11 protein-coding genes are annotated in these 12,869 nt (G+C 73.2%); 1 reads left to right on the forward strand and 10 read right to left on the reverse strand.

Translation table 11 applies throughout. The features are described 5' to 3' along the window. Positions 1 to 25: 25 nt before the first annotated feature. Genes ABZ495_RS29855 through ABZ495_RS29870 form a run of 4 tightly spaced genes read right to left on the reverse strand, consistent with a single transcriptional unit; the run spans position 26 to position 5,045 of the window. Complete coding sequence (locus ABZ495_RS29855) at positions 26 to 1,915, reverse strand: DUF5107 domain-containing protein (protein ID WP_359838996.1); 1,890 nt, start codon at positions 1,913 to 1,915, stop codon at positions 26 to 28. Further along, positions 1,912 to 2,724, reverse strand: coding sequence for a carbohydrate ABC transporter permease (locus ABZ495_RS29860; protein WP_329485521.1), 813 nt, complete (start codon positions 2,722 to 2,724; stop codon positions 1,912 to 1,914). The genes ABZ495_RS29855 and ABZ495_RS29860 overlap by 4 nt, the downstream gene beginning before the upstream one ends. 55 nt (positions 2,725 to 2,779) lie before the next feature. Further along, a complete protein-coding gene (locus ABZ495_RS29865; protein WP_359808817.1) occupies positions 2,780 to 3,739 on the reverse strand; it encodes a sugar ABC transporter permease in 960 nt (319 codons plus the stop codon). A 7-nt stretch (positions 3,740 to 3,746) separates the two neighbouring features. Then, a complete protein-coding gene (locus ABZ495_RS29870) occupies positions 3,747 to 5,045 on the reverse strand; it encodes an extracellular solute-binding protein (protein WP_359838999.1) in 1,299 nt (432 codons plus the stop codon). A 192-nt stretch (positions 5,046 to 5,237) separates the two neighbouring features. On the opposite strand from ABZ495_RS29870, the gene ABZ495_RS29875 reads away from it, so the two are divergent. Continuing rightward, complete coding sequence (locus ABZ495_RS29875) at positions 5,238 to 6,512, forward strand: ROK family transcriptional regulator (protein ID WP_359839001.1); 1,275 nt, start codon at positions 5,238 to 5,240, stop codon at positions 6,510 to 6,512. 129 nt (positions 6,513 to 6,641) lie between these two features. Here the strand turns inward: ABZ495_RS29875 and ABZ495_RS29880 are convergent, their stop codons facing one another. The 6 genes from ABZ495_RS29880 to ABZ495_RS29905 all read right to left on the reverse strand — a co-directional run bounded on the left by ABZ495_RS29880 (position 6,642) and on the right by ABZ495_RS29905 (position 12,771). Continuing rightward, positions 6,642 to 7,526: a class II fructose-bisphosphate aldolase gene (locus ABZ495_RS29880; RefSeq protein ID WP_352286524.1), complete on the reverse strand. Its 885-nt coding sequence runs from the start codon at positions 7,524 to 7,526 to the stop codon at positions 6,642 to 6,644. 31 nt (positions 7,527 to 7,557) lie between these two features. Then, entirely contained in the window at positions 7,558 to 8,475 is a 918-nt protein-coding gene (locus tag ABZ495_RS29885; RefSeq protein WP_359839003.1) for a 1-phosphofructokinase family hexose kinase, read from the reverse strand. A 58-nt stretch (positions 8,476 to 8,533) separates the two neighbouring features. Further along, complete coding sequence (locus ABZ495_RS29890; RefSeq protein ID WP_352286528.1) at positions 8,534 to 9,418, reverse strand: SIS domain-containing protein; 885 nt, start codon at positions 9,416 to 9,418, stop codon at positions 8,534 to 8,536. A 414-nt stretch (positions 9,419 to 9,832) separates the two neighbouring features. Next, positions 9,833 to 10,798: an ROK family protein gene (locus ABZ495_RS29895; RefSeq protein ID WP_359808825.1), complete on the reverse strand. Its 966-nt coding sequence runs from the start codon at positions 10,796 to 10,798 to the stop codon at positions 9,833 to 9,835. A gap of 138 nt (positions 10,799 to 10,936) precedes the next feature. Next, positions 10,937 to 11,836, reverse strand: a complete 900-nt coding sequence (locus ABZ495_RS29900) for a carbohydrate ABC transporter permease (protein WP_359808827.1) — start codon at positions 11,834 to 11,836, stop codon at positions 10,937 to 10,939. Beyond that, the gene (locus ABZ495_RS29905) at positions 11,833 to 12,771 is read right to left on the reverse strand and encodes a sugar ABC transporter permease (protein ID WP_359808829.1); all 939 of its coding nucleotides are present in this window, start codon (positions 12,769 to 12,771) and stop codon (positions 11,833 to 11,835) included. Before ABZ495_RS29905 ends, ABZ495_RS29900 begins: the two co-directional genes overlap by 4 nt. Positions 12,772 to 12,869: the final 98 nt, after the last annotated feature.

Raw genomic sequence — 12,869 nt, forward strand, 5'->3', positions numbered from 1 at the left:
CCGGGGCGGGGCGGAGGTCGGGGGGTCAGGTCTGCGACATCCGGAAGTCGTAGACCGGCGGGACCGGCGTCCCGGGGTGGACGGCGAGCCAGAGGGTGTCCAGTGAGTCCTCGCCCTCGCGCATGTTGTCGACCTGGATGCCCTCGGCGAGCAGCCGGCGCACCCGGTCCTGGTCGCCCAGGGCGTGCGCCGCCCTCGCCTCGGCGAGGCGGATCCGGCCGTGCCGGCGGGCGCTCCCGGTCAGGCCCTCGACGACGGCCAGGGCCTGCCGGTGGCGGCCGGCCGCGGCCAGGGCGTCGAGGAACTCGACGGTGAGCTCCAGGAGGTCCGGGCGCAGCCGGACCGCCTGGGCCAGCAGGTCGGCCGACTCCTCGGGGGAGTCGGTGAGGAACGCCAGGGCGCGCAGCGCCCACGGGGTCGGCCGTTCGGCGACGGAGCGCTTCCAGGCGGTGCGGGCGGCGTCGTCCTCGCCCTCGGACAGGTACACGAGAGCGAGCTGGTGGAGCACGTGCCAGTCCGGTTCGGCGGCCTCCAGCCGTTCGCGCCAGTGGCCTCCGGTGACCGGGGCGGCCGGCGGGTCGCAGAGCGGCAGCCGGCCGGTGGCCAGCAGCTCGGCCCACGGTCGCTGTTCGGCCCGCGCGTCACCGAACGGCCGGGCGGCCGAGGCGGGCAGGGCGCCGGCCGCGATCTCCAGCGCTCCCCAGCCGGACCCCTCGCCGAGCAGTTCCGTCGGTTCGCCGAACTCCGCCACCCGGGACAGCGCGTCCTCCAGGCGGCCGGGCGGGACGAGGGCGGCCAGCGCGGCCGCGGCGGCCGAGCGGGCCGTCCCCCAGTCGCCGTGCGCGGCGGCCGGGTCGACTTCCAGCAGCCCGTAGGCCTCGACCCAGGACCAGCTCTCGCCGGCCGGCATCGGCAGGTGCTCCAGCTGGGTCCTGGCCAGGCCGGCCTGGATCTCCAGGTAGGGCGCGTCGGGACCGGAGAGCCACTCCTGCCAGTGCGCGCCGCCGGTGGCGGTGCCCCAGTGGAAGAGCTTGCGGCCGCGCAGCCGGTCGGTGGAGGCCTGCACCAGGCCGGCGCCGGTGCCGTCCAGGGCGGTGATCCACCGGCGCTCGGCGTCCGGGATGTCCAGGAAGTAGTCCGCCGCGCGGGGCAGCCGGCCGGGGTAGCTGCGGTCGGCCCCGTCGTACGCGGGGAACGGGACGTGCCGCAGGTCGGCGGTGTAGTCGAAGTGGAAGGCATGGTCGGCGGGGCCGACCACCCTGGTTTGCCCGGTCTCGGGGACGGCGATGTTGGACCACCAGTAGACCGGGACCTCGGCGTCGTTCGGGTTCTGGACGGAGACGTGGACGTACAGCACCGGCGAGCCGGCCGGCAGCCAGGCATCGATCTGCAGCACCAGCCGCCGCAGCCGTTCGAACTCGTACATCCGCAGCACCGGCGTGCCGTCCGCGGTGGTGGTCCGGACGGCGTGCAGCGGCTCGCAGGTGAGCGGCCAGTGCCCGGTGGTGCCGAGGTTCCACTCCACCCCGCCGGCGATCCAGGCGTCCCGCAGGGCGAGGTTGGCGGGCTGCAGGACGGGGTTGCGGTGCAGCAGTTCGCGGCCGGAGGGGCGGTGCACCAGGGACCAGAGCCGGCCGCCGTAGCCGAGCAGGAAGGTGGCGGTGAGGTGCTCGTTCTCCAGGACGACGGTGGGCAGTTCACGCGTGGTGCGGGAGCGGTCGTAGCGGTCCTGCCGGGTGTAGGGCAGCAGGGTGTGCGGGCGGCCGTAGCCGAGGTTGCGGCGCATCTCGGGGTCGGTGGCCCCGGCGTCGTCGGCGGTGCGGGCGGGCAGTCCGCGCAGGATCGGGAGGCAGCCGGCGGCCGGGTCGGCCGCGCCCTCGATCCGCAGCAGGCCGGTGCGCAGGGTGGAGGTCATTTGCCGATCCCCACCGTCATGCCCTGGATGATCCGGGTGCCCAGCCAGGAGAAGAGGGCGAGCATCGGTGCGAGGATGAGGCAGACGCCGGCGAACATGGTCCCCCAGTCCATTCCGTTGAGCTGCTCGGTGGCGACGAAGTTCGCCAGCGCGACCGGCAGCGTGATCTTGTCCTCGCCGTGGTTGAGCACCAGGGCGAAGAGGGTCTCGTTCCAGGCCCCGATGACCTGGAGCAGGAAGGCGGTGATGAGTCCGCCCCGGGCGACCGGGACGATCACCTGGAGGAAGGTCCGCAGCGGCCCGGCCCCGTCAAGGGTGGCGGCCTCCTCCAGGACGGCCGGGACCCCGCTGAAGAAGCCGGTCAGCAGGTAGACGGTGAACGGCATCGCCAGGCCCACGTAGACCAGGCCGAGGCCGAGCAGGCTGTCCGTCAGGTTCACCTGGGCCAGGCCGATGAAGAGCGGCACGACCAGGACCTGCCCGGGGACGCCGAGTCCCATGGCGAAGGTCATGGTCAGCACCGAGGAGGTGCGGGTGCGGCGCCGCGCCAGCATGTAGGCGGCGGGTGCGGCCAGGGCGACGGCCGCCACCGAGGAGAGCGCGGCGACGAGCACGCTGTTGAGCGCGGCCCGGCCGAAGCCGCCGTCGTCCAGCGCGCGCCCGTAGTTGTCCGGGTGCGGGTCGGTGGGCAGGCCGAAGGGGTGGGCGAAGATGTCGGTGCTGCCGCGCAGCGAGGTCAGGAAGACCCACAGGATGAGCAGCAGGTCGACGGCGACGACGACCCACACCACGCCTCTGGCGATCCGCATCGCAGGCCCCGCGGCTCTGTGCTTGGTACGCACGGGAGTTGCCTTTCTGAGGGGGTCAGTATTCGACGGCGGCGCGGCGCATCAGCCGGCGCAGCGCCAACGTGATCACCCCGACCATCACCAGGCTGACCAGGGCGGCGGCGGTGGCCATGCCGAGCTGCGGCGCCGAGGTCTGCGGGAACGCCTCGGCGTAGACGTACATCGCGGTGTTCCAGGTGTCGACCGGGGGCTGGCTGGAGTTGCTGCCGCCGTACATCAGGATCAGTTCGAAGATCTTCACCGAGCTGACCGTCCAGAGCACGGCGCAGACCGAGATCACGTCCCAGGCGAGCGGCAGGGTGATGTGCCGGAACCGGCGGAAGGCGCTGGCGCCGTCCAACTCGGCCGCCTCGTAGAGGTATTCGGGGATCTGGTCGACCGCCGCCATGATGATCGCGGTGTAGTAGCCGGTGGCCGTCCAGACCAGGGTGGCGACGATCATCGGGAAGAGGTTGTCGGTGGCGAGCCACTTGGGCGGGGTCGCGGTGCCGAGCCAGTGCAGCACGGTGTTGACCGGCCCGTCGGGGGAGAACAGGAAGCCGGCCGCGATGCCGAACACCATCGCGTTCACCAGGCACGGGAAGAAGAGCACCGAGCGGGCGAACAGCCGGGCCCGCATCTCGCGCAGGACCAGGGTGAGCGCCAGGCTGATCGCGAAGGTGATCGCGCCGCCGACGAAGAGGATCTCCAACGTGTTGACCAGGGAGGTCCGGAACGCCGCGTCCTCGAAGAGGATCCGGTAGTTCCGCAGGCCGCGCCAGTGCTTGGCGCCCATGCCGTCCCACTTGTAGAGGCTGGTCCAGGCGGCGTAGCCGATCGGGACCAGGAACAGCACGCCGTAGACGAGCAGCGCGGGACCGACGAACGGCCAGAAGATGCGCCGGTGCTGGCGTTCCAGCGGTGAGGTGCCGGCGTTCACCGGCTGCGCGCGCCCGCCGCCGCGCACGGCGGGCGGGTCCTGGAGTGCGGTGGCCATCGTCGCCTCAGCCCTGGCTCTTCCAGAAGGAGGCCTGGTCGGACTTCATCTTCGCGACGAACTGCTCGGCGGAGGTCTTGCCGTGCCAGAGGTCGAGGAAGTTCTGGTTGAAGACCTTGGTGGGGTAGTCGCCGGCCACGCCGTCGTAGGTGAGGCGGACGGGTGCGGCGTCCAGCGCCTTCTGGATGTCGGTGAGCGCGGCCGGGGCGGGGATGTCGGAGCGCGGCGTGATGTTCCCGGCCTCGGTGGAGATCCCGGTGAGGGTCTTCTTCTGCAGGAAGTAGGCGATGAACCTCTTGGCCGCGGCGGAGTGCTCGGCCTTCTTCGGTATCGCGAAGCCGAACATCATCGAGTCCGCGTTGACGGCGCCGGGCGGCAGCATCGCGCCCATCTTCCAGTCCGCGGGGAGCTGCTTGGCCACCTCGTCGGTGACCCAGCTGCCGTCCGGGTAGAACGCGGCCTTGCCGGCGGCCCAGTTGGTCTCCTGGGCGGGGAACTTGGTGGCGTCGTAGCCGCTGATCAGGTGGCCGCCCTTCACCAGTTGCTCGGTCTGCCTGGCGGCGGTGAGCACGGCCGGGGCGTCCCAGCTCGCGCCGGACGGGTCGGAGCTCAGCGCGTTGAAGCCGACCCCGCCGGCGGACAGCAGGTAGTCCAGGATCAGGCCGTTCTCCCAGGCGAGTTCACCGTCGGAGGCCAGACAGGCCCGGCCCCTGGCCTTGAGCGCGTCGCAGACCTTGAGGAAGTCGGCCCAGCTCGCCGGCGGGCTCGGCATGGCGGCGGCGATGTCGGGGTCGGCCGTGTTGTAGAAGAGGGCGCCCGAGGAGATCTCGTACGGGATCACGTAGTGGTTCCTGCCGTCCGGGTCCTTGGGCAGGGCGTCCAGGTACTTCGCGGGGACGACGTCGGACACCTTCCTGCCTTCGCCGGGCACCTCCATGCCGAGGACGTCGGACAGGTCGAGCGCCTGGCCGGCCTGGGCGGTCGCCCCGTAGACGCCGTCGGCGCCCTGGTCCCACAGGTCGGGGGCCTGGTTGGTGGCGATCGCCGGGCCGATCTTCTTCTTGACGTCGCGTCCGGCCCAGGTGATGTCGACCGTGATGCCGGTGTCGGTCTGGAACTGGTCGATCGCCGCCTTGATCACCTTGGCCTGGGCCTCGTCGGCCCGCCACATCGACCAGTAGGCGAAGCTGCCGGACGAGCCGCCGGCCGTGCTCTCGGAGCCGCTGCCGCAGGCGGTGGCGGTCAGGGCCAGCACCGCCACGGTGGCGGTGCCGAGGACCCGGGTGGTGGTCGAGGTTCTGCCCATCGTGTGATTCCTCTCCAGGGGACAAGCGGTGGAGGGGGCCTGGGGGGAAGGCCGCACCCTCGGGCTTGTTAGTTCGGCTAGTGTCTGAACTAAGGTGGGTATTGTCAAGGTCCAGCGCAGGCAAGGCCGTTATTCCGATCGCCGCGACAACTACCATGGGCGCCGTCGGCACCCTCGGGAACAGGAGAGACAGTGCAGGAAGCACGGGGCAGTGGCACCACCGGGGCCGCCGGCATCATGGCGGGCTACCCCGACGCCGCCGACAAGGGGTCCATGCGCCGCAACAACCTGGGCCTGGTGCTGCGCCTGCTGAGGGAGAGCGGCGAGCAGTCGCGCACCCGGATCGCCGCCGTCGCCGGGCTGCCGAAGGCCACCGTCTCGGTGCTGGTCACCGAGCTGATCCAGCGCGGCCTGGTCCGCGAGGGCGAGCTGGACCGGGCGGGCGCGGTGGGCCGCCCGCACCGCATGGTCACGCTCGACGGACGCTGGGTCTGCGGGGTCGGCGCCGAGCTGGGCGTCGATCACATCACCGTGCTGGCAGTGGATCTGAGCGGCACCGTCGTCCACGAGCGCCGGCGCGGGATCGACCTGCCGGAGCTGAGCCCGCAGGAGACGCTGCACGAGGTCGCGGGGATGGTCCGCGCCTGTCTGCGCGAGATCGGCGCCCGGGGGATGAGCGCGGCGGGCGTCACCCTGGTCACCCAGGGCGAGGTCGACGCCGGGTCGGGCACCGTCCTGGTGGCCACCAACTTCGGCTGGCGCGACGTGCCGGCCGCCGCCGAACTGCGCGCGCGGCTCGGCCCGGCCGCCCCGCCCGTTCTGCTCGCGAACGACGCCGAGTCCGGGGCGCTGGCCGAGTACCTCCGCGCGGCCGCCGACGACGTCCGCGAACTGGTCTACGTCACCGGCGGGATCGGCGTCGGCGGCGCCAGCCTCTCCGGCGGCAAGCTGCTGCGCGGCTCCGAGATCGGGCACATGCACGTCGACCGCCGGGAGCGCCCCTGCGCCTGCGGCCGGACGGGCTGCTGGGAGACCGCGGTGGGCCTGCAGGCCTTCCTGGACGCGGCTGCCGACCGCACCGACCGGGTGCACGACCGGTCGGTCGACCTCGCGCAGCGCCTGGACGAGCTGCTGGCGCGGGCGGACCGGGGCGAGCAGCGGACGCTGGCGGCGCTGGCCCTGATCGCGGACGACCTGGCCCTCGGGCTGGGCATCCTGGTGGACGTGCTGAACCCGCCGAGGATCGTCCTCGGCGGGTACTTCGCGGTCTTCGGCCGCTATCTGGTCGACGCCGTGCAGCGGGTGCTCGACGAGCGCCGGATCAGGCCCACCGCCGAGCGCGTCGTGGTGGCCGCCTCCACCCTCGGGCTCTCCAACGCGGCCCAGGGCGGGGCGTATCTGACCCTGGAGGGCATCTTCCTCGACCCGACGAGCGCGCCGGAGCGCCGGGTGGAGGCGGGCGCCTGAGGAGGCCGGGGGGGGGAAGCACGCCGAGGGGCCGCGACGGCCCGTCCGGCCGTCGCGGCCCTGTCCGGTGCGCCCTCCCGCGCCCTCCTGCCGTCCACGGGGTCCACGGGCCGGGCCGGCCGCCGTCCGTCAGCCGCTGGAGACCGGGACGCCGCCCCGGTCCGCCGCGCCGACGGTCGTCAGGAGCTGGGCGGTGGTGTCGGTGACGGCCTCGCGGCCGGCCGCGAGGTAGTGGCGCGGGTCCACGCCGTTGGGGTCGCCGCGCAGGTGGGACCGGATCGCGCCGGTCATGGCGATGCTCAGGGCGGTGCCGATGTTGACCTTGCTGATGCCGACCCGGATCGCGCGCTGGAGTTCCGGGTCGCTGACGCCGGAGGAGCCGTGCAGGACCAGGGGGAGGTCCAGGGCGTGGTGCAGCGCGGCGAGCAGGGTGTGGTCGATCGTCGCGTCGCGGGTGGTCATGGCGTGCGAGCTGCCGACGGCGACGGCGAGCGCGTCGATGCCGGTCTCGGCCACGAAGCGCCGGGCCTCGTCGGGATCGGTGCGGGCCCCGGGGGCGTGGGCGCTCAGCGGCCCGGTGCCGTCCTTGCCGCCCACCTCGCCGAGTTCGGCCTCCAGCCAGAGGCCGTTGGCGTGGGCCCAGTCGGCGGCCCGGCGGGTGGCGGCGACGTTCTCCCCGTAGGACAGGTGCGCGGCGTCGAACATGGCGGAGCTGAATCCGCAGTCCGCGGCCTCGCGGAGCAGCGCCTCGCTCTTCACATGGTCGAGGTGCAGTGCCACCCGGGCGCCGCTGCGGCGCGCGGCGCTGACGGCGGCCGCGGCTATCGGGTGCGGGCGGCCGCCGTGGAACTTCACGGCGTTCTCGCTCACCTGGAGGATGACCGGCTCCCCGGTGGCCTCGGCGGCGGCGACGACGGCCTCGATGTGTTCCAGGGTGATGACGTTGAACGCGGCGACGGCGCCGCGCCGGGCGGCGGCTTCGGCGACCAGTTCGCCCGTGGTGCTGAGAGGCATGGCGGACCCTTCTCGGGGTGAGGGTGGGCGGTCAGGCCGGGACGACCTGGACCTGGGGGAGCAGACGCCGGTAGCCGTCGCGGTCGAACATGCCGGCGTAGCGGGCCTGGACGGTGGCGGCCGACAGCGCGACGGCCCGGGTCAGCGCGACCGGCAGCGGGGCGTGCTCGGCGAGGCCGACGGCGAGGGCGGCCACCACGGAGTCCCCGGCTCCGGTGGGGTTGCCGCTGATGCCGGCGTCCGCCGGGAGGAAGGCCCGCCAGGCCCCGGCCGGGTCGACGGCCAGCAGCCCGTCCGGTCCGAGGGAGGCGACGACCGTTCCGGCGCCCGCCCGCACGAGCGCCCGGGCGGCCGTCGGCGGATCGGCCGTCCCGGTGGCGTCCCGCAGTTCGGCGGCGTTCGGTTTGATGATCGTCGGCCGGGCGTCTAGGGCTTCGGTGAGCGCCGGGCCGGCGGCGTCGAGGATCACCGGGACGCCCCGGTCGCGGGCGAGCCGCACCAACTCGGCGTAGCCGCCGGGCGGAACGCCCCGGGGCAGGCTGCCGGACAGCACCAGGGCCCGGGCGGCCGGCACCAGGCTCGCCACCCCCGCGCGGAGCGCGGTCCACTGGAGCGCGGACAGCTCCGGCCCGGGTTCGTTGAGCATCGTGGCGTCGCCGTCGTGCACGACGGCGATCGTCCGTCGGGTCGCCGCTCCGGTGAGCGGGATCGTCAGATGGACGATCCCCGACCGGTCGAGGTCGGCCTTGACGGCGCTGCCCGCGGTCCCGCCGAGCGGCAGGACCGCCGTGGTCCGCCGCCCCAGGGCGTGCAGCACCCGGGCCACGTTGACGCCCTTGCCGCCGGCCTGCTCGTGGACGGTCTCCACGCGGTGGCTCTCGTGCGGCCGCAGCGCGGCGAGGGTGTAGGTGATGTCGAGCGCCGGGTTGGGCGTGACGGTCACGATCACGACGGTTGCCTCCCTGCCGCTGCGGTACGCCCGGCCGCGGGGACCTGGACGGTGGGGGTCACGCGTCGGCGAGGATCACGGAGCGCGTCAGGTTGCGCGGCTGGTCGGGGTCGAGGCCCCTGGCCGCCGCGACGGCGACGGCGAGGCGGTGCACGCGGACCAGCTCGGCCAGCGGGTCGAGCCGGCCCTCGATCCAGTGGGCACCGGTCGAGTCGACCTGCTCGGCGAGGCCGACCGGGGCGTCGCCGAGCATCCAGGTGGCGGTGGACGGCGCGGCGATGCTGATCGGGCCGTGGCGGTACTCCATGGCCGGGTACGACTCGGTCCAGGCGAGGGCCGCCTCGCGCATCTTCAGCGCGGCCTCGTTGGCCAGGCCGACCGTCCAGCCGCGCCCCAGGAAGGTGAACTGGCCGCACTCGACCAGGCCGGCCGGCAGGGGCTCCGCCAGGGCGCGGCGGGCGTCCTCCTCCACCGCCTCGGTGTGCAGGCCCAGGTGCGCGCGCAGGAACGTCAGCGCGGTGGTGGCGAAGCGCGTCTGCACGACCGACCGCTCGTCGGCGAAGTCCAGGACGACGACGTCGTCCGCGGCCGACATGACGGGCGTGTTCGGATCCGCCGTGATCGCACTGGTCCGGACCTTTCCGCGCAGGCCGTCGAGCAGTTCCAGCACCTCGGTCGTGGTGCCGGAGCGGGTGAGTGCGATCACGCGGTCGTAGGAGCGGCCGGTCGGGAACTCGGACGCGGCGAACGCGTCGGTCACGCCCTGGCCGCCGGACTCGCGCAGGGCGGCGTACGCCTGGCCCATGAAGTACGACGTCCCGCACCCGACGACGGCGACCCGCTCGCCCGCGCCGGGCAGGGCGGGGTGGCCGGCCGCGGCCAGTGCCGCCGCGCGCGCCCAGCACTGCGGCTGGTCGGCGATCTCTGCCTCTACGTGCGTCATTGCTGACCCCTTTCAAGATCATCTGATGAAAGCTGAGCTAGATGATGCACATTTAAGCATCTTCAAGCATTTGATACCAGGGTGGTGCGGCCCGATGCCGACTTTGAAGTGCGCATGCAGAAGTTCCCTCGCGATCCGCCCCCGACCGCCCGTCCATCGGATCAACGCCGCTGCATTGCGCGTGAGCTGGGGCGATCGCCCGTGCGTGGAGCGGGGAACGATCGCCGAACGATGCCGTTCGCCGCCTCGGAAGGCGTGATCGTCCATGAGTCAAGAGTGAGAGTTTGCGACAGTATTGATCGCAGATTCACCTGAGGTCCGGGCGCGCGCCTGCGGGCCCCACGGAGCCGCGCCGGGTCCTGCCGGACGAGCGGCGCGGGCGGGGGCGGGGCGGGGGCCGGTACGGCGGCCCGGTCAGTGACGGTCGGGAGCGCCCAGCGCTGTTCCCAGCCGGTCCACCGTGTCCCAGGCGTGCAGCCCGGCGCCGAGGCAGCCCGCCTCGTCGCCCAGCGCGGCGGCCACCAGGCGGGGGCGCCGGTGGAACGTCAGTCTCCGGTCGAGGCCGGCCCGCAGCGGGTCCAGCAGCAGGCCGTCCGACTCGGCGAGCCCGCCGCCGAGGACGACGACCTCGGGGGCGAGCAGCGTCACGGCGGTGGTGAGCGCGGTCGCCAGCCCGTGGACGGCGCGCTGCCAGACGGCCAGGGCGGCCTCGTCCCCCTCGGTGAGCAGGGCGGCGACCTCGGCGGCGCCGTGGACGGGCCGGCCGGTGCGGGCGCTGTAGGCCGCGGCGATGCCCGCCGCGGAGGCGATGGTCTCCAGGCAGCCCCGGGCGCCGCAGGGGCACGGCCGGCCGTCCGGTTCGACGACGAGGTGGCCGAGCTCGCCCGCGTAGCCGCCGGCGGTCAGCAGCCGGCCGTCGTGGACGATCGCGGCCGAGATGCCGGTGCCGATCGCGACGAACAGCGCGTCCCGGGCGCCCCGCGCGGCGCCCAGCCGGACCTCCGCCAGGCCGCCGGCCCGTACGTCGTGGCCCAGCGTGACCGGCAGTCCGGTGCGTTCTTCGAGCAGGGCGGCCAGCGGCAGGTCGCGCCAGCCGAGGTTGGCGGCGTAGACGGCCACGGCCCGCTCGGCGTCGACGATGCCGGGGACGACCACCCCGGCCTGGCGGACGGTGAGGCCGAGGTCCGCGGCCTGGCCGGCGAGGGACCGCAGGGCCGCCGTGACGGCGTCGACGACGGCCTCGGGCCCGGCCGCCCGGGGCGTGCGGCGCCGCTCGGTGAGCAGGACGCCCGACCGCCGGTCGACCAGCGCCCCCTTCATCCCGGTGCCGCCCACGTCCAGGGCGATGACGCACTCGTCGGGCCGGGCGTGCTCAGCCATCGCGCGCCTCCGATGCGACGGGGTGACGGGCTCTCGTACTGCTCTCGGGCACGGTGGGCTCCCTGGTGCTCGGGGGGTGGTCACAGCGGCCTGCCGACCGCCGGTCCTCGACGGTCGGCGCGGGTGCGGGCCGGCGGGCTACTTCACGGATCCGGCGGTCAGTCCGGAGACGACCTGGCGCTCGATGAAGGCGAAGAGCACCACGACCGGGAGGATGGCGACGATCGACCCGGCGAACAGGAAGTTCCACTGCACCGTGTAGTTGCCGACGAAGCTGTTGATGCCGACGGTGAGCGGCTGGCTGTCGGGCACGGTGGACAGGGTCAGGCCCATGACGAACTCGTTCCAGGCCGCGATGAAGGTGAAGATCACGGCGGTGACGACCCCGGGCAGCGCGAGCGGGAGCGTGACGCGCAGGAGCGCCCTGAACCGGCTCAGACCGTCGATCATGGCCGCCTCCTCCAGCGCCACCGGGATGGAGCCGATGTAGGCGCTGAGGATCCAGATCGCGAACGCCAGGTTGAAGGCGGCGTTGCAGAGGATCAGCGTCCAGACCGAGTTGAGCATGTCCAGCTGGTAGAACTCGCGGTAGAGGCCCACCAGGAGCGACGTCGGCTGGAACATCTGGGTGACCAGCACGAGCAGCAGGAAGAGCTTGCGTCCGCGGAAGGTCATCCGGGCCGTGTAGTACGCGGCGGGCAGCGCCACCAGCAGGACCAGCACGGTGGACCCGCCGGCCACGAGCAGGGTGACGCGCAGGTTCGAGCCGAGGTTGGACTCGCGCCAGACGTCGACGAAGTTGGACCAGGCGAAGTGCTCCGGGAGGTAGGTGTTGTCGCGCAGCTCGTCGGCCGGGCGCAGCGCGGTGATCACCATCTGCGCGTAGGGCAGCAGGAAGACGGCGGCCAGCAGCCAGGCGGTGGCCGCGACGACCACGGTCCGGGGGCGGAGGCGCCGGCCGGCCGGCGGCACGGCCGGGGCGGCGGGCCGGCGCCGGCGCTGCGCGGTACGGGGCTCGGTGAGGGTCTGCTGGGTCATCGGTTCTCCTCCTCGTTCCAGCGGCTGACCTTGAGGAAGAGCAGCACCATGACGACGACCAGGGCGAAGTTGACGACGGACATGGCCGCGCTCTCGCCGATGTCGGTGTTCTTCAGCTGGTACATGAAGACGGTGGTGGTGGCGGTGTCGCTGCTCGGCCCGCCCTGCGTCATGCCCCAGATGATGGGGAAGGAGTTGAAGACGTTGATCAGGTTGATGACGACACCGACGAGGAAGGCCGGGCGCAGCAGCGGCAGGGTGATCAGGCGGTAGGTGCGCCAGGTGCCGGCGCCGTCGACCTCCGCCGCCTCGTAGAGCTCCGCGGGTACGGTCTGCAGACCGGCGAGCAGGGTGTAGGTGGTGAAGGGGAGCGAGACGAAGATCGCCACGAACACCATCCACGGCCAGGCGGTGGACGGGTCGCCGAGCCAGTCCTTGGGGCCGTCGATGATCCCGAGGTCGACCATCGCGGTGTTGAGGACGCCGGCGGTCTGGTTGAGCATCCACTTGAAGCCGATGGCGGTCATCAGGACGGACGCCGCCCAGGGCGCGATCAGCGCCCAGCGGGTGAGGCGGCGGCCGGGGAACTGCTGGTTGAACAGCTGGGCGAGGGCCAGTGAGGCGACCATGGTGATGCTGACGACGACCACGGTCCAGACGACGGTGGCGGTCAGGACGTGTCCGAGGTCGGTCTCGTCGAAGAGCTTGCGGTACTTGTCGAAGCCGGCCGAGCCGCGGACGAAGCCGCTGGTGCTGATCCGCTGGAACGAGGTGTGGACCATCTCGTAGACGGGCCACAGGACGACGGCGATGATCAGCAGGACGGCGGGGCCGATCCAGGGGAGCGGGCCGAGGCGGTCGAGGCCGCGTCGGCGGGAGGCCTTCGGGCCGGGGGCCGGCCCGGCCGCCTTGGTGCGGGAGGGGTTGAGGGACACCGGAGGCGCCTTCCGTGCGCGTGCGGCCTGGGTGCCGCACGGAGCGGGACGGTGGTGGTGCGGGGGCGGCGGGGTGGAGTAAGGGCGGTCCGCCGCCC

Source organism: Kitasatospora sp. NPDC005748, from assembly GCF_040630735.1.
Lineage (GTDB): Bacteria > Actinomycetota > Actinomycetes > Streptomycetales > Streptomycetaceae > Kitasatospora.